This window comes from Pseudomonas sp. PDM02, assembly GCF_014852285.1.
GTDB lineage: Bacteria > Pseudomonadota > Gammaproteobacteria > Pseudomonadales > Pseudomonadaceae > Aquipseudomonas > Aquipseudomonas migulae.
Genome location: NZ_JACVBL010000017.1, coordinates 14374 through 31824, shown reverse-complemented (window position 1 = coordinate 31824; position 17451 = coordinate 14374). Strand labels below are relative to the sequence as shown.

Genomic DNA, 17451 nt, shown 5'->3' with positions numbered 1-17451 from the left:
CGGAAAAAACCGGGAGCGAGGTGTTCGCTCCCCCTGGGAAAAACGATGCCGTGCAAGCCCGCGCCAACACGTCATCCACCCCAAACCCGTGGAGCAGAAAGCGGTGCTTACTTGGAGGTCGGCATGGCGAATTCCGCGCCCTTGGCGATGCTGTTCGGCCAGCGCTGCATGATCGACTTCTGCTTGGTGTAGAAGCGCACGCCCTCTTCGCCGTAGGCGTGTGTGTCACCGAACAGCGAGCGCTTCCAGCCACCAAAACCATGCCACGCCATCGGCACCGGGATCGGCACGTTGATGCCGACCATCCCCACCTGAATGCGGCTTGCGAATTCACGTGCGATGTGACCGTCGCGGGTATAGCAAGCGGTGCCGTTGCCGAACTCGTGTGAGTTGACCAGATCGACCGCCTCGGCGAAGTCCTTCACGCGCATGCACGCCAACACCGGACCGAAGATTTCCTCTTTGTAGATTTTCATCTCGGGGGTGACATGGTCGAACACCGTGCCACCGAGCCAGAACCCTTCGGCACAATTCGCGCCAGCCTGGGCGCCGTCAAAACCACGGCCGTCGACCAGCAGTTCTGCGCCCTCCTCAATGCCTTGTTCGATGTAGCCGGTGATGCGTTGCAGCGCCACTTGCGACACGATCGGGCCCATCTCGGCGGCCAGGTTCGTGCCTTCGAGGACTTTGAGTGTGCGGGTGCGTTCCACCAGTTTCGGCATCACCTTATCGGCGACGTCGCCGACAAACACCGCCACCGAGATCGCCATGCAACGCTCGCCGGCAGAGCCGAACGCCGCGCCGATCAGCGCGTCGACCACCTGATCGATGTCGGCGTCGGGCATCACCACCATGTGATTCTTCGCGCCGCCCAACGCCTGGACACGCTTGCCGTGGCGGGCACCGGTCTCGTAGATGTAGTTGGCAATCGGCGTCGATCCGACAAAGCTCACGGCTTTGACGTCGGGATGATCGATCAGCGCATCCACCGCTTCCTTGTCGCCCTGCACCACGTTGAACACGCCATCCGGCAGCCCGGCTTCCTTGAACAATTCGGCGATCAGCAGCGAAGGCGACGGGTCGATGGGGCTCGGCTTGAGCACGAAGGTGTTGCCGCAGGCGATGGCCACCGGGAACATCCACATCGGCACCATCACCGGGAAGTTGAACGGAGTGATGCCGGCCACCACGCCCAGCGGCTGGCGCATGGTCCAGTTGTCGATGTTGGTGGAGACCTGTTCGGTGTAGTCACCCTTGAGCAGTTGCGGGATGCCGCAGGCGAACTCGACGACCTCGATGCCACGCGTTACTTCGCCCTGGGCATCGGTGAAGACTTTGCCGTGCTCGGCGGTGATCATGCGCGCCAGTGTGTCGCGGTGTTCATTGAGCAACGCCAGGAACTTGAACAGGATGCGGGCGCGACGCAGCGGCGGCAGCGCCGACCAGGCGGGAAACGCGGCCGCTGCCGACTTCACTGCCGCGTCGACTTCAGCGGCATTGGCGAGGGCCACTTTGCCGATGACGGAGCCGATGGCAGGGTTGGTGACGTTCTGCGTGCGGCCGGAAGTACCGTGCGTCACGCGGCCGTGAATGTAGTGTGCGATGTCTGCTGGCTGGTTGCTCATGGCGGGTGTCCCCTGGTGGTGGATAAGAGCCATCTCTTGTTGTTGTCGGGAGAGCGCCAGGCGGCCGATGGCGCGCCTGCCAGGGTCAAAGTAGGCCAGCAGAAGGATCATGTAAAATGATGATTAATGATCTTATGGATCAGAAATGGTGAAGGTGTTTTAGGTGTTAAACAGCGCTGGAGAATGCTTGTTTAAGCGCGCTCGTGGTTACGAGATGAAAGCTACAAAACCTTGCGCCGTTGCCTACGGGTACGCCAGAATCCGCCGGCTTGTGCGCTTTGGGGGTGCCCGGTAACTTGATTCGTGCCACTGCTCATCAGTGGTCGGGTTTAGCAGCCCGTGGTGACAACGAAGCGCATCTGCATCCAAACAGTCAGGTCATTTCATGCCTGCACTTCATGGTAGCTGTGCGCAGGGCGCCCTTGGGCGCGCCGGATTCGTGTCTCCCCGGTCTGCTAACCTGCGCACAGCTGCCACCCTTCGTTTAGCAGCGATTCGGTGACGGCTCCACGTTTTTGGAGACAGAACCATGGTCAAACCTTCACCCAATCCGCCAGACACCGATCCAGCATCCCCGTACGAACCCGATTCAAACAAACTCAACGAGGCCGCCGAGCGTGCCCTCGACTACCACTTCCCGTCGACTGCCGACATCAAAGCCACGCCGCGCACACCCAGCACTTTGTTTACCGTGGACCCAGCGCTCACGACCGAAACCCTGATGGTTTATCTGGTCGAGACGCTGGCCTCGGTCGATGTGATGGTCCATCACTTGGTGGACCTTCTGGACGGTGGGTCGCGCAATGCGCTGCTGGGCATTTCCAACAGCATCATGCTGGCGGAGATCACGGCGAACCGGGTGCTGGATCAGATTGATCCGCGAGACTGAACACCGCTAAGCGCAGCGTTTGTGGCGAGGGCGCTTGCTCCCTCGCCACACGTGCAAGTGCGTACAACTATTGTTCCTGAAGCGCTTTCTGCAGCCACTTCGCCCGCTCCGACAGGCGCCGCTTCCAGTCATCGGCCAACCCACGGCTTGCCGCCAGCGCCAGCAGATCGTCGATCACCGGCCGGTGCGACAACTGCACCTGCCAGAATTCATCGATGGAAAAGCGCTCCGTTTGCCTTTCCAGCAACTCGATCCGGTCGCCCGCTTCAATGAAGCCCGGTTGAAGCACCCGGTAATACCAACCGGTGATTCGCTCCTTGGCGACATGTATCGACATGCGCTCAGCGTCGAAGCGGTGATTGATTTTCCAGCACGGGCTGCGCGGTTGAGAGACCTGCAACACCGCACTGCCCATCTGGAATACGTCGCCGATGTGCACGTTGCGCTCAGAGAGTTCGAACGCAGAAATGTTCTCCCCCAGGCTGCCCGGAAGCAGCTCATGGGCGCATTGCGCAAAGGCCTGCGCCAGGTGCTGATAGTTTTCGGCCGCATAGTGATGAACAGCCTTTTCCGGACCGCCGTGAACCCTGGTGTCGCCGTGCTGGTCACCGACAATCCCGTGAAGCTCGACGCGAACGGGGCCTGAACGGCGCTGTTTGAAGATGCCCGTACGCTGCCCTTCGGGCTTCAACAGCCCCAGGCCGCCGGCGAAGACGTGATCAATTTTCGAAATGAGTGTCATGGGTCGATCCGCATCTTTTACCGGGTTTCGGCCACTTTACTAACCACCGACAATGACCGTAAAGTGATCGTTAAATATGTCCATAATCACTTTTTATGATGGATGGTGACGATCATGGAAATGCGCCAACTGAAGATTTTCTGCGCGGTTGCCGAACTCGGCAGCTTCACCGCAGCCGCCGTCAACGTGAACACGGTGCAGTCCAACGTCACCATGCGGGTGAAGGAGCTGGAAGCCGAACTGAATCGGGAGCTGTTCATCCGCAAGAAATCCGGAGTGGTGCTCACGTCGGCGGGCGAGACCTTCCTCGGTTATGCGCGGCGCATCCTGCAACTGACAGAAGAGAGTCGCAATGCGTTGACGGACACCGGTGTTCCGACCGGCCTGCTGCGGCTGGGCTCAATGGAAACCACCGCCGCCATTCGCTTGCCGCAGGTGCTGACGAAGTACCGCGAGCAATACCCCGAAGTGCAACTGTCGCTGCTGACCGGAACGACGGTCGAGCTGATCAAGGCAATTGAAGCGCATCGACTCGATGGCGCGTTTGTCGGCGGATTTCACCAGAACCCGGCGTTGGCGCAGGAAGAGGTGTTTCAAGAGGAACTGGTGCTGGTCAGCAGCAGCCACTTCGAGACACTGCCGGCGCTCATCGAGAAAATCCCCCAGCAAACCGTGCTGGTCTTTCGCACCGGATGCTTCTACCGCTCCACCCTGGAAAACTGGTTCTACCAAGTCGGGCTGGTGCCTAACCAGATCATGGAACTGGGCACCCTCGACGGCATCCTGTCATGCGTCGCGGCGGGAATGGGCGTGACCTTGCTGCCCAAGGCCATCGCAGAGAATTGCAGCGTGCGGCATGCGATTCGCTGCCACACGCTACCGGCCGAATTCGCCAACGTCTCGACCGTGTTTATCCGCAGGAACGACTCGATGATCACCTCGGCGATGAGCGCGTTCATTGGTCTGGCGCAGGAGCAGATTGCCCGGCCGGCGGCGTAAAACACACAGACCGACACTGTAGTTGCGAGCGGGGCGGCATTCCGGTTTGCCTGCGAAAGCGTCAGGACATTCACTATTGAAACTGAATGCACTACCGCCTTCGCGAGCAAGCTTCGCTCCTACAGGTTAATCGAGGAGAGGCTTACTACAAGCCAAGGGCAAGCTCCGCCACACGCTCTGCTGCGGGGACGACGCTGTGGATTTTGCCAACGCCCTGCCCCGCGTACAGCGACAGCTTCTTGGCCATGCGCGGTTTGTCGATTGCGCGGGCGCCACCGCCGATGAAGCGCAGCAGGTTCCACTTGTCGCGATTGGGAATCACCCGGTGCGGCGTGCCGTAGGTCCAGCCAAACGAATACCCGGTCCGGTACTCGGTGTCATCCGTCGTCGCCTCGACAATTTTTTGCTTGTAGAGCGGATGAGCGTTCGACTCGTCGGTGGCAATAAACGCGGTGCCCACCACCACCCCAGACGCGCCGAGGGACATCAGCGCCCGAACGTCGTCACCGTTGGTGATGCCACCGGCCGCCAGCACCGGTCGCCCCTCGGATACCGCAAGGATGGACGTCAACAAAGGCATGATGCCGATGGTGCCTCGGTTCAAATGACCGCCACTTTCACTGCCTTGCGCCACGATGATGTCAGCGCCTTGTGCGATGGCGATTCTCGCCAGCTCCACCGAGCCCGTTTGCACCATGACCACCAGCCCCGCGTCTTTGGCCCGGGGAATCATGTCGGCGGAATAGGCCTCGGCGTAAAACAAGGACAGCAGGCGCGGTTTTTCTTCGAGGACGACCTGGAATTGCGCTTCAAACACGTCAGGCCCGCCGAACTGCGGCACCAGGTTCACGCCAAAGGGTTTGTCGGTCAGCGCTCGGGTTTCCTGTATCCATCGGCGCAAGGTCAATGGCGGCAGGCGCAAACCGCCCACCACGCCCAGGCCTCCGGCGTTGGCGACTGCCGCAACGAGCGGCGGGCCGGAAATCGCCGCCATCCCGCCGAGAAAAATCGGGTATTTCACGCCACACAATTGAGTGATGGCGTTACCCGCAAAATCAAATCTGGCTTCGTTCATGACTCACAGCTCCACATGTTTTCCAAGCATCCGCTTGAGCGTGTTGTTCTTCAGGAGAAAGTGATTCTTGAGCGCACCGAAGACATGCAAGGCCAGGCCGGCCAGGAACGCCGACGCCCCGATATCGAAGAGCACATCGACCACCTGCTTCAGTGCTGCATTCGTGGGCAAGAGCGCCGGAATCGAAAAGCCTCCGGGCAGCCCCACTCCCTCACCGGCCGCCGACCGCGAGGCCCACACCGCGACCGGCAGCAGCACCATCGCCAGGGCGAGCGCCACCGCAACGGAACGGCTGATGATCACTTCAATGGGATTGGGCGTGCCCACCGGCAGCGGGTGATAAGCGGTGATCCGGGCCCAGAACCGATAAATCGATACGAGAAACAGGATCAGCCCCATGAGGTTTTGCAGGTGTACCAACGACATCCGCCCGGCCTCACTGGACGCCTGGCCGATCATCACCTGCAAGCCGAGGATGGCGAGCAGCGACAACGCCACGACCCAGTGCAGCACGACCGTGATGGGTGAAAACCTTAAGCCATTGTCTCGAAGTTGCATGGCTGACTCCTTTTGCAGAGAGCACAAATCAGGGTATGGAAATGACTGGCACACCCTCATCGCGATGAAGGTGTGCCGCGTCTCAGTGGCTGACCGCTTGCGATGCGCCAAGGCCCGTGCGGGCGCGAATGAGCTGATCATCGAAACGCTCGCGTTCAAGCGCTGCGCCGCGACTGCGGTCGGTGACCGAGCCGAGCCAGGTAAACAGGAACGCCACGTTCATCGAGATGATGGCCGGGTAGTCGAAGGGGAAGATGGCGTCGGTATTGCCCAACACTTTGACCCACACCGCCGGCGAGAGAATCACCAGGCTGACCGAGCTCACCAGCCCGGCGATGCCACCGATCAATGCCCCGCGTGTGGTCAGCCCTTTCCAGTACATCGAAAGCACGAGGATCGGGAAGTTGACCGACGCCGCCACGCCAAAGGTCAGCGCGACCAGGAAGGCGATGTTCTGGTCCTTGAACAAAATGCCCAGCACCACCGCAACGATGCCGATACCGACCGAGGCGATCTTCGACACACGCCGCTCGTCTTTCGCATCCGCACGGTTTTTGCGGAAGACCCGGACATAGAGGTCATGTGAAATCGCCGAGGTGCCTGCCATGGTGAGCCCCGAGACCACGGCCAGGATCGTGGCAAACGCGACGGCGGAGATGAAGCCCAATAGCAGGTCGCCGCCGACGGCTTTTGCCAGATGCATCACCGGCATGTTCCCGCCGCCGATGAGCTTTCCACCGACAATGCCGGACTCGTAGAAGGCCGGGTCTTGCCCGACGATCACGATGGCTGCCAACCCCAATACCGCAACGATCAGGTAGAAGAAGCCGATGAAGCCCGTCGCGACGAATACCGATTTGCGCGCTTGCTTGGCGTCCGGCACGGTAAAAAAGCGCATGAGGATATGCGGCAATCCTGCGGTACCGAAGACCAGCCCCAGCGACAGCGAGATGAGCGCCAAGGGGTCGGCCACCAGCTTGCTGGGCAGCAGGATCCGCTCGCCATCGTGATGGGCGGCAACCGCTTTTTCGAACAGCAGCTCGAACGAAAAACCGAACTTGCTCAACGCCAACACTGCGAGCAATGTCCCGCCCACCAGCAGCAAGCCTGCCTTGATGATCTGCACCCAGGTGGTGGCGACCATCCCGCCAAACGTGACGTAGATCGCCATCAACAGACCGACAGCGATCACCGCGTAGTTGTAGGGAAGACCGAACAGCAACTGGATCAGTTGCCCTGCCCCGACCATCTGCACCACCAGATAAAAACAGACCACGGTCAACGAACCGAACGCGGTCATGGTGCGAATCCGGTTTTGATCGAGCCGGAACGAGGCGATGTCCGAGATGGTGATGCGCCCCAGATTGCGGATGCGCTCGGCGAACAGGAACAACAGCAACGGCCAGGCGACGAAGAAGCTGATCGAGTAGAGCACGCCATCAAAACCGTTGAAGAAAATCATGCTGGTGACGCCCAGTAACGCCGCCGCCGACATGTAGTCCCCCGCCAGTGCCAAACCGTTCTGGAAACCGGTGATGCCGCCGCCGGCGTTGTAGAAATCGTCCATCGATTTGGTCTTGGAGGCAGCCCAGTAAGTGATGCCCAGGGTCGTCAGCACGAAGACCAGAAACATCGCGATAGCGGTGATGTTCAGCGGCTGTTTTTCCACCGCCTGCAAGACATCGGCGGCCGAGGCGCACGTCGCGACCGCGCCCAACAGAGAAGGAATGAGGTAGCGAAGAATGGGTTTCATACGATGGCCCCCTCGCGAATTTCTGCGGTGAGGTCATCGAACTCGCCGTTGGCGCGCAGGATGTACAGGCCGGTAAACAACCAGGCCCCGACGATGAAGGCGACGCCCAGCGGCCAACCGATATTGATGATGCTGGTTGCGGAGAGTTTCTGCGCTAGAAGCTGGGGCGCGAACGCCGCGACGAGGATGAACGTGAAGTACGGGACAAGGGTGGCGGCAGTAAGACAAGCGACGAATCTTCGCTGCCGTGATACCAAATCCTGGTACCGGGGATGGTTGCGAATTCTGGCTGACTCGGATGCATGGTTCACGTTGACTCCGTGTAGCAGTGGACAGTTATTGTTGTTCCACAGCCTCAAATTCGAAGACTCGATTTGCCACTGGCTGCGGTGTATTTGCACCCTCAACCTATGCCCGGCCAAAGATCATGTAAAACGATCATTAATGATGCGTATGATCTTTTTTGATGAATTTAATTACTCCCTATGTCGGCCATTGCTTGCCTTTGCCGCACACGAAAACTAATCTGCTGAACGCTGTTTATTTGCGGTTGGTTATTGGTTTTAGAGATAGGTGAATTCGATGGATGTCACGGATCTGAAGGTGGTCGATGCGGTTGCGCGCCACGGCAGCATGAACAAGGCTGCGAGCGAGCTGAACACCGTGCAGTCCAACGTGTCCGCGAGGATTCGGTCGCTGGAGGACGAGCTCGGGGTGGCGCTGTTTCAACGCAGCGCCAGAGGGGTTCAGGTCACGCCGGCTGGACGGCGGATCCTGCCGTTCGCCGCCCGCCTTTCTCGGCTCCTGTCCGATGCGTCCTGCGCTGCGCGCGACGATGGGCATCCAAAAGGTGTCTTCGAGATCGGTACGCTCGAGACGACGCTGGCGCTGCGCCTTCCACGGCTGATCGCAAAATTTGCCAAGGCCTACCCGGAGGTTCGCCCGGTGATTCGCACCGGCACCACCTGCAGCCTGATCCAGGGCGTCATCGACTGTAAGCTCGAAGGGGCGTTTGTCGTGGGCCCGGTCAATCATTCGGAATTGATCAGTGAACAAGCCTTCCGCGAAGAACTCGTGCTGGTCACGTCCTGTGCCATAGACACACTGGACGCGGTCGCCGCGGTCGACAATCTGAAGACGGTGGTCTTTCGAATCGGCTGTTCCTACCGCCAGCGCCTGGATTCCCTGCTGGCCAACCTGGGCATCCTGGCGCCTGAGCCACTGGAGTTTGGTTCGATTGAAGCGATCATTGCCTGTGTGTCGGCGGGCGTCGGGGTCACGTTGTTGCCCCGAGGCGTTGTGGCGAACGCTTTGCGCGAGGGGTTGGTCAACGTGCATGAGCTCGCGCCAGACATCGCCGATGTAGAGACGGTGTTCGTCAGGCGCCTTGATGGCTATTTTTCCAGCGCGCTATCCACTTTTCTGGACAGCGTTCGCCTGGACGGTGTCGCCCAGGTAGCGATTCCTCACCCAGCCGTTCATCAAGGCGCATAACACCAGCAATGCCGCCGTCACCAGGAACACATGATGCAGGCCGAAATGGGCGCCAATCTGGCCGCCAATCAAGGGGCCTATCACCTGCCCTGAGAACTGCGCCGATTGCAGGTAACCGAGGATTTTGCCGGTGTTGTGCTCTTCGACCGAATGCCGGATCAGCTTGGCAATCGCGGGCAGGAGCCCGGCAATGGTCATGCCCATGACACCGCGCAATACCGCCAGTTGCCACCATTGCGTGACGAACGCCTGGGGCACCATGACCACGGCGGTTAACAACAGGCAACCGACAATTACGCTCCAGCCACCCACCCGGTCGGCCAACGCCCCCAGTCTGGCGGCGGTCAGGATACTGCCCAACGCGGAACAGGCCATGACCACGCCGGCTATCCGCGCCTGATGATCAACCGGTACGCCGAGGTCGCCGATGTAGACGGTGATGATCGGCTCAATCGACATGTTGGCCAGCAGCACCATCATCGCAGTCATGAGCAGTGCAGCGATGACCGGCCATTTCGAACCGGCACCCTCAGGCCGGTTTTTCCTGTCCCGTTGTCTGGCGTCCGACGCTCGGTCGAAATCCTCACGAACGAACAGGATGGTGGTCATGGCGGCGACCGCAATCATTGCTCCACCGACGAAAAAGGTGCCGCGAATACCGACAAGCTCAGGTAAAAAACCGCCAACCAGTGGCCCGATCAGGTTGCCGGACAAGGCTCCCGTGGACAAGACGCCGAGTGCCCAACCCGCCCTTTCGCGCGGGACCTGCGACCCGATCATGACGATGGACGCCGATGCGTAGCCACCGATGAGCCCGGCGATGAGGCGCAGTGCAACCAGGTCGGTAACGTCCCGGGCCAGCCCGATCAACGACATGACAATGGCCATCCCGATGGCCGCTCTGACCAGCATAGGTTTTCGGCCATAGCGGTCAGCCAGGCGCCCCCACAACGGCGCGGTAATCGCCGTGCCGAAAAAAGTCGCGCCGAATGCCACGGCCGACCATTGCACCACGTCCGCCTGCGACGTCACGCCCAGTTGTTGAACGTACAACGGTAAAAAGGGCAACAACATGCTCAGGCTGACCAGGGTTGTGAACGAGCCGAACACACAAACGGTCAGGTTGCGGCGCCAATACATCACGTTTCTATCGGAGTAATTCACGGTGTCAAAGGCTCCGGGAATCGCTGGAGCTTTTCGCGCCTGCGAGCACATCAATCACAAACGCAAGCAGCATGGCCGCAGTCCCCATGATGAAGAGCAAGCCGTAGTTCCCGTCGCTGTAGGAGAACAGGAACGACAAGCCATAGGCGGCGACCGCTTGGAACAAGGCAAATCCGACTGTGGCTGTTTGCCAGGCCGAACTGTGTTGTGCGAGATGGTGGGCGAGAATTTCATGGACCCGCCCCAACACCAGCGGCACGGTCCCGGTCACAAACGCCCCGACGACAACGCTGGAGGCCATCAACCAGCCGGCTCCGAGCCCAAGGACGGGGATAATGACGGCGAAGGCCTCGACGATGAACGACAGCCGCAACGCGCGACCGAAACCGATCCGGTCCGCCAGTGCGCCGGCAAGCAGTGGCCCGACGGTCGCGCCAATGCCGAAAAGAACCCAGTACTGCGCCCCCACTTGAAGACCTTCGCCCCTGCCACGGGCAACGAAGTCCACCAGGAAAATCATGTGCGGCACCCAGCCGGCAGCGTTGAGGGCGTACTCGATGTACAACGCCTTGAGTGTTCCGTTGCGTGCCGGGCGCGGGTGGTGCGTCGTTTCGGCGGCCGGCGCGGGTTCTTTCGGCCAGCCCCGCCAGGCAAGGGCTGTGAGCAGCAGGGATATCAGGCCAAGGCCGAGCCATGTTTCGCCCAGGCCCTGTTGAAGCAAGAGCGGCACCAGTGTTCCGGAAAGGGCAATACCAACGCCCACGCCCATGAATATGACCCCGGCGACCAAACCCCGCCTGGACGGTGGCACATGGGCCAAAACGGTCGGAGCGGCCAACACCATCAACGCACCACCGGCGCTGCCGGACAGGAATCGCCACGCGAAGAACCACACGAACGACACGGGATAGGCGCACGCGAAAAACGCCACACTGGCCAGCAGCATCATTGCTCTGAGCATGAACACCGTTGAGGTTTTCGCCGCCACGGAACGGCCGAAAATGGCGCCGCCCAGATACCCGGCAAGGTTGGCGGCACCCAAGTAAGCGGCCTTGGACGGATCAAACCAGTGGGCGCCGATAATCGCTGGAAGCAACGGCGTATATGCAAACCGCGCAAGGCCGATGCCGACCAGGCTTGCAGCAAAGCCTGCCACCGTTGCCCAGCCTGCGCTGGCTGGCCGCAACGCGGGCTGCGCATTGGCGATCGTTGTGTTCAACCTGTTCATCATCCGCCCTTCTCTACTTCAGACAGGGCAGACACTACGCGCGCGGGATATATCTCAAGAAGCGAATTAATCTGATCGCGGCTATCTCCTATAGAGATACCCAGCGCTACGGCCAGTGGCGAAATTCAATCCGACGCTTAATCCACAATGAACAATTTCGCGCCGGTGGTGGTGAACGACCGATGCCCTTCAGCATTGTTGCCCACCTGATAACTCATGCCGGCCGTCAGCGTGAATTGTCGACCGTCCTCCAGTTCCGTGTGCAACTCGCCTTCCAGGCACAACAGGATATGACCTCTCCAGCACCAATGATCGGCGAGGTATCCGGGGCTGTATTCAACCATTCGCACACGCGTCGAACCAAACTGACAGGTTCGCCAATAGGCGTTTCCGGTCTGGCCGGCATGGGTGACAGGTTCGATCGTCGACCAGTCGGTCGTCCCGAACGGGATGGCGGTGAGATCCATTTTTACCTCATCGAATACGGTAGAGGCGCAAACGTAACAACCTCGCGATGTAGCCGATAGACACAGATGGCCCGCATTTACGGGATACAGGGTTCAGTGAAGACTCCCATGCCGCCAGGTGATCTGCGAAACTGCCGAATGGCTGAACAGCCTTTGAATGGTTTAACCCTCCCGTAGAAGAGAGCGAACACATGGTCACTTGTTACCTGAAGTACGTGCTGGACCCGTACCAGATCGGCGCATTCGAACACTACGCAAAGTTGTGGATTCCACTGGTGGAAAAATTCGGTGGCCAGCACCACGGCTATTTCCTGCCGTCCGAGGGCGCCAACAACATTGCGTTGGCGATGTTCACCTTTGCGAGCCTTGCCGAGTACGAGCGCTATCGGCAGGACTCCATGAGCGACGCGGACTGCATCGCGGCGTTCAAGTATGCCGAGGATAAAAAATTCATCCTCAGCTATGAGCGGAGTTTTTTCCGGCCGGTGTTTGGGGATCAGGCGTAAACCCGTTCGGAAAGTCTTTTGCCGGGGTTCCCTCAGGCCGTCATGACGGGAACAGGTCCAGTGTGCGCTCGACCTCTTGAATGTCGATTTTGAAGCCGTCGCCCTCTGGCGTTCCGACCACGAAGCCGAAATTCTGCCTGTCGCGATCCGTCAGGAACTTGTAGTAGCTGACGAAACGGTTCGGTGGCTGCAGTGCCAGCAACGAACCGCCCGGCTGGAGCACATTGACGCCGTGCACCAGCTGACTGCCTTCGACCCCCACCACCGTCCGCGCCCCGGCGCAGGTCGCCACGATGGTCGGCACATCGGTTTTCAAAGGATCGAGAACGCGGAACCCCCTGCTCTTGCGCAGGTGTTCGGCGACTTCGAGCTCATTGCGCAAAAAGCGCAAGTCACCGTCGCCACCGCGCAGAATGAACACGCCGGGATGAGCCTCATGCTTGACGTGCGACAGCAATTTTTCCCCCATGGCCCGGTAACGCAGATGCCTGTTTCGATTGTTGCTCAAGTCGTCGAACAGCACGAGTTCACGAAAAAACGCACTGTGCAGGCGCACCGGTTTCATGCCAAACCAGTCTTCGTAAGCGGGAGCCTGGGTAAACAACGGAAACCTGGCGGAGGGCGCGGTGGTCACCGGCACGCCTTCATCGCAGGCCAGGGAATAGGTCGGGCAGTCTTCCATCAACCAGGTTCCAAACCAGGTATTGCCGTTTTGCGTGCAGTAGACGGCGGCGCGATCGATCTCGGTGTCCACGGTAATGCGCGGGAACATACTTGGCTTGAGCGACAGCCACAGACTGGCGTTGTCCTTGTAGAGCGCGCCATCGATCATCCAGACGTCCTTGAGCAAGTAGCCTCGCGTCGGGCCTTGCTCTACGTCGCCCAGCCCTTGCATGGTGCGCGCGGGATGCTCGAAAGGATAAAAGCGCTTTGCCTCCCACCCTGTCACGCGGTCCATTTGACCGGGCAGGTAGAACGCCGACGGAGAATGAGTCGTCTCGCCCGGCGCAATATCCCAACTTTTCAGCGCGATGCTTTTCAAGTTGATATCGGCTTTGCGTGCGAGTCTTTTTCTCGCCATGTTTTTGTAGGCGGCCAGGGTCCATTTTTTTTGATTGCCAGCGGTCGACGTGCTGATTGGCGAGAGATCGCTTTCCATGAAGAGTCCTCCCTGCAGGCAGGGTCAAAAGTCAGGTGCGAGCGCTGTCATTATTCAGTCCTGGAAATGGCTCAGCTGGATGGAATCCGTTCCATGACGGGTTGTGTCTGCAAATTGGCATAGCGACTGCGCAAGGTGTCGAGAAACTGTTCGCCCGAGCTCTTGGCGCAATACAGGTAAATTTTGTGCAGCCCGCCAAACACCATTTCGTGATAACGGCTGGCGACTTCCTCATCGCTTGGCCCGTCCGGCAGGCCAAGGTGCAAGGTTATTTCCTTGCCTTCGACAGCAAACAGCGGCGTGTCCCAGAGGAATCTGGCTCTCCCGGTCTTGGGCAGCCGGACGAACATGTACGCGTGGTTTCCCAGGGAATCGATATCACCGCCGCGCCGTCTCTTCCATTTCAGTAGCCCGTCATCCGGGCGGGCCACGCAAAGACCGATGTCGTAATAATCGAAGCCATTGTCGATGGCCCATTCAAGTGCCATGAAGGTGGTAATCGAGTTGACCTCGCGCAGTTTTTTCGCATCTGAAAAAATCGCCTCGACATACCCGAAACGCAGTGTGCTCCAGTAGCGCTTGCCGCCCCGAGTGACGACGCAACCCAGGTGGCAGGCAACCACCTCGTCTTCCAGCATGATCAGGTCGAGCCGGCCGACGGTCTTGGCGATTCTCAAGACTTCCTGAGAGGGAAACTGCGCAGCGTGAATGCCTTGCCGTGCTTCGGCATAAGGTCGAAGCATTTCCCTGTCGGCCTTTTCGATTTCGTCATCCAGCAGCGTCTGGACCATCCGGTAGCGCGGGCGGTTCTTGCGGATGTTTCGGCGCAACTCGCTATCGTATTTGGCGGTGATGTCTTCGATGGGGCGCCCCAGCGGTACGACGGCACTCAGGTAGAGGGGCACATTCAAGGCCCCCGGGGACGGCGCTTCACTGACCACCACCACATGATTCGACGCGGCAGGTGCCGGTTCGCCGTCGACCGTATCGGACGGCTCCTGGGACTTCCCGCCGATGAGCAGCTTGGCCATTTCCCGCTGCTTTTTCCTGCCGATGTAGAGGAATTCGTAAGGACTGTCCTTCTGCAGCTTGAAGCGGGCAATCTCCCACTTCCAGAAACACGCACGCCCCAGGATGTCCCGCAGCCAGGTTGCCGCGTTCCTGACTTCATAACGTAATGAAGGAGAAATCAGTTTTCGGATAACGGCCGCCAGCTTCTCTTTCATTTCTTCGTCATCCTTTGAGCTATCTGTCGTGAAATCAGAGAAAGATCCGGGCGGGACTTGATACTTTCACTTAACCCTTGATATTTAAGACATATTTGATGGAATTACGCGTTCCCCATCAGTAACTATTAAAGATCAAGGCAGGGACTTTGCAAGCGGCGTATCGGCAGCGTAACCGTATATTTCATGACGCCAAAATTTCTACTCTTCTGGACAGGCACGGGTTCAAAAATGCCCTCCCGGCAACTGCCCCCAAATGCGCCAAACCGGGCAAAGGGCCGGCGCAACAACGTCTAAACTGCAGGATACAAACACGCCTCTTTATACAGGGAACACGGGATGACCGGAAAAACCGCGCGCCCATGCGGGTCATGGGTCTTGCCAGCCCTGCTCGCCATCAACCTGGCGCTGACAGCGGGCTGCGCACGCAACACCGCCACGCCTCGCACTTGGGCCTCAAACGCAGGCTCACCTTGCTACGCCAAAGCGCTGCCCACTGTCGGCGAGGGTGGCCTGGCCTGGGGTTCCACCCTCGACATGGCCCGCCAGAAATCCATGGACAATTGCATTCGCTACGCCGGACGCTCCGGTGGCGCGCCGGATACCTGCCAGGTGGTGTTGGCAGAATGCAGAAAATAATGCAGCGTCACTAACAGCGTCCGCTGCACGCGCACTTGCCCTATCCTTCTCTCCAACCCACAACTCCGGACATCGACATGCCCGCCCCCGAATCGACCCTTCTCGATAGCTGGCACCACAACGCCCAATCCTGGATCGACGCGATCCGCACCGGCGCCATCGAAAGCCGCCTCAAGGTCACCGACCAGGCGATCCTGCTGGCAGTGGCAAGCCGTCAGCCCGAGCGCGTGCTCGACCTGGGCTGCGGCGAGGGCTGGCTGTTGCGGGCGCTGGCTGAACGGGCGATCAATGGGGTCGGTGTGGATGGCGATGCGACGCTAGTCGAGGCGGCGCGAGCGGCAGGTTCTTCGCCGGTGCATCTGGCGAACTATGAACAGTTGGCGCAAGCCAAAGTGGACATCGGCAGCGACTACGACCTGATCTGCGCCAACTTCGCCCTGCTGCACCAGGACATCATCCCCCTGCTCACCGCCATGAACGCCCTGCTCGCCCCCGGCGGCGCACTGGTGATCCAGACGCTGCATCCGTGGAGCGCAGCAGCCGGCGACTATCAGGATGGCTGGCGGCAAGAAACGTTCACCGGGTTCAAGGGGCAGTGGCAACCCATGCCGTGGTACTTCCGCACCTTGTCCAGCTGGCTCAATGCGCTGGACATGGCCGGCTTTCAACTGACCAGCCTGCAGGAGCCACAGCACCCGCAAAGCCCTGTGCCGCAGTCGTTGTTGTTGGTGGCTGAACCGCGAAGGTGAGTACGCTTGGTGGATGTCGGCAGGGTGTTGTTTGGTTGAAGACTCAGTAGCGGATCTCAGGCGATTGCTGCCCTTCACGGAAGGCGGCAATCGGCCAACAGCTGACTGTCGATTTCGTCTGAGGAACATGCATGTGCATAGCATTTGACCAACTGCTTATTAGGATTAAAGTCTAAGGGAAAGATCGACCCCGTCAGTCTTTGATCCGCAACGGCTATCGCCACGCAGGTTCCTCAATGGCAGCTACAGAAACGGAGTATTGCTCATGATCAAATACCTTCGAATGATGGCAATGATTTCAATCCTCGCGATCACGGCGGGCTGCCAAATGGGTCAATCAACTTCCGCCTCTGATGTGATGGCTGCTAACGCGGAAATGGACCGCGAGGCGAAAGCGGCGTTACAGAGTTTGTATACCAAAACGCCGCAAGCGCGCGCCCTCGCGCAGCGAGCCAAGGGTATCCTCGTTTTCCCTGATGTGCTGAAAGCTGGCCTCATCGCCGGCGCACACCATGGCGAAGGCGAATTGATTGAGAACGGAAAAGTGACGGGATACTACGCGACCACAGCCGCTTCATACGGCCTTCAGGCGGGCGTGCAGCGGTTTGGATACGTGATGTTTTTCATGACCTATTCAGCGATGAATGATCTGAAAAATGTTAATGGATTTGAGGTCGGCGTGGGCCCAAGCATCGTGGTCGTAGATTCAGGCATGGCCAAATCGATGACTACCTCAACGGCTCAATCCGATGTCTATGCGTTCATCTTTGATCAAAAGGGCTTAATGGCCGGGCTGGGATTGCAGGGTTCAAAAATTACCAGGCTCAATCGCTGAAGCCGTCTGCATGTCGCTTACACAGAATTTAGTTGTGTTGCATCGACCTGCTGAATTCACAATCCCTAGCTGCCTTGGCGGAGGGCAGCAATGTGTCGTTTTCAACCAGTCGCCATAGGCAGAAAACAGCCAAAAGCTGCCTCTAGCCCTTATCCGCGCATGCGCCGCCCGCTGCCTGATGTCCCTCACGGAGAGAGTGATAACAATCAGCGCTGATGCAGACGGTCGCGGCGCACATTCAACCAACGCATCGCGGATAAATCCGCTCTTGCAACAGCGCGTGCAACTGCCGATCAGGCAGAGCAGCTGTCTTGCGACTAGCTTTACCTCGGACACTAAAATC

18 protein-coding genes are annotated in these 17451 nt (G+C 59.3%); 7 read left to right on the top strand and 11 right to left on the bottom strand.

Going from position 1 to position 17451, the window contains the following annotated elements:
- Positions 1–107: 107 nt before the first annotated feature.
- Entirely contained in the window at positions 108–1625 is a 1518-nt protein-coding gene (locus IB245_RS25220) for a CoA-acylating methylmalonate-semialdehyde dehydrogenase (protein ID WP_008039778.1), read from the bottom strand.
- A 529-nt stretch (positions 1626–2154) separates the two neighbouring features.
- On the opposite strand from IB245_RS25220, the gene IB245_RS25215 reads away from it, so the two are divergent.
- The gene (locus tag IB245_RS25215) at positions 2155–2514 is read left to right on the top strand and encodes a DUF6124 family protein (RefSeq protein ID WP_192229020.1); all 360 of its coding nucleotides are present in this window, start codon (positions 2155–2157) and stop codon (positions 2512–2514) included.
- Positions 2515–2581: 67 nt separating this feature from the next.
- On the opposite strand, the gene IB245_RS25210 is transcribed toward IB245_RS25215, so the two are convergent.
- Positions 2582–3256, bottom strand: coding sequence for an MOSC domain-containing protein (locus tag IB245_RS25210; protein WP_192229019.1), 675 nt, complete (start codon positions 3254–3256; stop codon positions 2582–2584).
- Positions 3257–3370: 114 nt separating this feature from the next.
- Between IB245_RS25210 and IB245_RS25205 the strand changes: the two genes are divergently transcribed.
- A complete protein-coding gene (locus IB245_RS25205; RefSeq protein WP_192229018.1) occupies positions 3371–4255 on the top strand; it encodes a LysR family transcriptional regulator in 885 nt (294 codons plus the stop codon).
- A 145-nt stretch (positions 4256–4400) separates the two neighbouring features.
- Here the strand turns inward: IB245_RS25205 and IB245_RS25200 are convergent, their stop codons facing one another.
- The 4 genes from IB245_RS25200 to IB245_RS25185 form a co-directional block, all read right to left on the bottom strand.
- A complete protein-coding gene (locus tag IB245_RS25200; RefSeq protein WP_192229017.1) occupies positions 4401–5330 on the bottom strand; it encodes an NAD(P)H-dependent flavin oxidoreductase in 930 nt (309 codons plus the stop codon).
- A gap of 3 nt (positions 5331–5333) precedes the next feature.
- The gene (locus IB245_RS25195) at positions 5334–5888 is read right to left on the bottom strand and encodes a cytochrome b (RefSeq protein WP_192229016.1); all 555 of its coding nucleotides are present in this window, start codon (positions 5886–5888) and stop codon (positions 5334–5336) included.
- A gap of 82 nt (positions 5889–5970) precedes the next feature.
- Entirely contained in the window at positions 5971–7641 is a 1671-nt protein-coding gene (locus IB245_RS25190) for a cation acetate symporter (RefSeq protein ID WP_192229015.1), read from the bottom strand.
- Positions 7638–7952 (bottom strand): DUF485 domain-containing protein, encoded by a 315-nt coding sequence (locus tag IB245_RS25185; protein ID WP_008029410.1) that lies wholly within the window; start codon positions 7950–7952, stop codon positions 7638–7640. Before IB245_RS25185 ends, IB245_RS25190 begins: the two co-directional genes overlap by 4 nt.
- A 271-nt stretch (positions 7953–8223) precedes the next feature.
- Here IB245_RS25185 and IB245_RS25180 point away from each other — a divergent pair, with 271 nt between their 5' ends.
- Positions 8224–9135 carry a LysR family transcriptional regulator gene (locus IB245_RS25180; protein WP_192229014.1) on the top strand — a complete coding sequence of 304 codons (912 nt, stop codon included), beginning with the start codon at positions 8224–8226 and terminating at the stop codon, positions 9133–9135.
- Here the strand turns inward: IB245_RS25180 and IB245_RS25175 are convergent.
- From IB245_RS25175 to IB245_RS25165, 3 genes are all read right to left on the bottom strand, one after another.
- Positions 9052–10299, bottom strand: coding sequence for an MFS transporter (locus tag IB245_RS25175; protein ID WP_192229013.1), 1248 nt, complete (start codon positions 10297–10299; stop codon positions 9052–9054). The two genes, IB245_RS25180 and IB245_RS25175, sit on opposite strands and share 84 nt — an antisense overlap.
- A 4-nt stretch (positions 10300–10303) precedes the next feature.
- A complete protein-coding gene (locus tag IB245_RS25170) occupies positions 10304–11530 on the bottom strand; it encodes a YbfB/YjiJ family MFS transporter (protein ID WP_192229012.1) in 1227 nt (408 codons plus the stop codon).
- Between the two features lie 134 nt (positions 11531–11664).
- Positions 11665–11994, bottom strand: coding sequence for a DHCW motif cupin fold protein (locus IB245_RS25165; protein WP_192229011.1), 330 nt, complete (start codon positions 11992–11994; stop codon positions 11665–11667).
- Positions 11995–12185: 191 nt separating this feature from the next.
- On the opposite strand from IB245_RS25165, the gene IB245_RS25160 reads away from it, so the two are divergent.
- Positions 12186–12500 (top strand): NIPSNAP family protein, encoded by a 315-nt coding sequence (locus IB245_RS25160; RefSeq protein ID WP_192229010.1) that lies wholly within the window; start codon positions 12186–12188, stop codon positions 12498–12500.
- A gap of 40 nt (positions 12501–12540) precedes the next feature.
- Here the strand turns inward: IB245_RS25160 and IB245_RS25155 are convergent, their stop codons facing one another.
- Both IB245_RS25155 and IB245_RS25150 read right to left on the bottom strand, forming a co-directional pair.
- A complete protein-coding gene (locus IB245_RS25155; protein ID WP_192229009.1) occupies positions 12541–13659 on the bottom strand; it encodes a glycosyltransferase 61 family protein in 1119 nt (372 codons plus the stop codon).
- Positions 13660–13730: 71 nt separating this feature from the next.
- Complete coding sequence (locus IB245_RS25150; protein WP_192229008.1) at positions 13731–14885, bottom strand: hypothetical protein; 1155 nt, start codon at positions 14883–14885, stop codon at positions 13731–13733.
- Between the two features lie 339 nt (positions 14886–15224).
- On the opposite strand from IB245_RS25150, the gene IB245_RS25145 reads away from it, so the two are divergent.
- From IB245_RS25145 to IB245_RS25135, 3 genes are all read left to right on the top strand, one after another.
- Positions 15225–15524, top strand: a complete 300-nt coding sequence (locus tag IB245_RS25145; protein WP_008039747.1) for a hypothetical protein — start codon at positions 15225–15227, stop codon at positions 15522–15524.
- Positions 15525–15601: 77 nt separating this feature from the next.
- A complete protein-coding gene (locus IB245_RS25140; protein ID WP_192229007.1) occupies positions 15602–16273 on the top strand; it encodes a class I SAM-dependent methyltransferase in 672 nt (223 codons plus the stop codon).
- 265 nt (positions 16274–16538) lie between these two features.
- Complete coding sequence (locus IB245_RS25135) at positions 16539–17108, top strand: YSC84-related protein (RefSeq protein WP_192229006.1); 570 nt, start codon at positions 16539–16541, stop codon at positions 17106–17108.
- The last annotated feature ends 343 nt before the right edge of the window (positions 17109–17451 follow it).

Excerpts from the sequence above, each read along its gene's own strand:
- IB245_RS25135 (WP_192229006.1), top strand. The coding sequence starts at position 16,539 with ATGATCAAATACCTTCGAATGATGGCAATGATTTCAATCCTCGCGATC.
- IB245_RS25190 (WP_192229015.1), bottom strand. The coding sequence starts at position 7,641 with ATGAAACCCATTCTTCGCTACCTCATTCCTTCTCTGTTGGGCGCGGTC.
- IB245_RS25180 (WP_192229014.1), top strand. The coding sequence starts at position 8,224 with ATGGATGTCACGGATCTGAAGGTGGTCGATGCGGTTGCGCGCCACGGC.
- IB245_RS25220 (WP_008039778.1), bottom strand. The coding sequence starts at position 1,625 with ATGAGCAACCAGCCAGCAGACATCGCACACTACATTCACGGCCGCGTG.
- IB245_RS25165 (WP_192229011.1), bottom strand. The coding sequence starts at position 11,994 with ATGGATCTCACCGCCATCCCGTTCGGGACGACCGACTGGTCGACGATC.
- IB245_RS25160 (WP_192229010.1), top strand. The coding sequence starts at position 12,186 with ATGGTCACTTGTTACCTGAAGTACGTGCTGGACCCGTACCAGATCGGC.
- IB245_RS25210 (WP_192229019.1), bottom strand. The coding sequence starts at position 3,256 with ATGACACTCATTTCGAAAATTGATCACGTCTTCGCCGGCGGCCTGGGG.
- IB245_RS25150 (WP_192229008.1), bottom strand. The coding sequence starts at position 14,885 with ATGAAAGAGAAGCTGGCGGCCGTTATCCGAAAACTGATTTCTCCTTCA.
- IB245_RS25170 (WP_192229012.1), bottom strand. The coding sequence starts at position 11,530 with ATGATGAACAGGTTGAACACAACGATCGCCAATGCGCAGCCCGCGTTG.
- IB245_RS25200 (WP_192229017.1), bottom strand. The coding sequence starts at position 5,330 with ATGAACGAAGCCAGATTTGATTTTGCGGGTAACGCCATCACTCAATTG.
- IB245_RS25155 (WP_192229009.1), bottom strand. The coding sequence starts at position 13,659 with ATGGAAAGCGATCTCTCGCCAATCAGCACGTCGACCGCTGGCAATCAA.
- IB245_RS25145 (WP_008039747.1), top strand. The coding sequence starts at position 15,225 with ATGACCGGAAAAACCGCGCGCCCATGCGGGTCATGGGTCTTGCCAGCC.
- IB245_RS25140 (WP_192229007.1), top strand. The coding sequence starts at position 15,602 with ATGCCCGCCCCCGAATCGACCCTTCTCGATAGCTGGCACCACAACGCC.
- IB245_RS25205 (WP_192229018.1), top strand. The coding sequence starts at position 3,371 with ATGGAAATGCGCCAACTGAAGATTTTCTGCGCGGTTGCCGAACTCGGC.
- IB245_RS25215 (WP_192229020.1), top strand. The coding sequence starts at position 2,155 with ATGGTCAAACCTTCACCCAATCCGCCAGACACCGATCCAGCATCCCCG.
- IB245_RS25195 (WP_192229016.1), bottom strand. The coding sequence starts at position 5,888 with ATGCAACTTCGAGACAATGGCTTAAGGTTTTCACCCATCACGGTCGTG.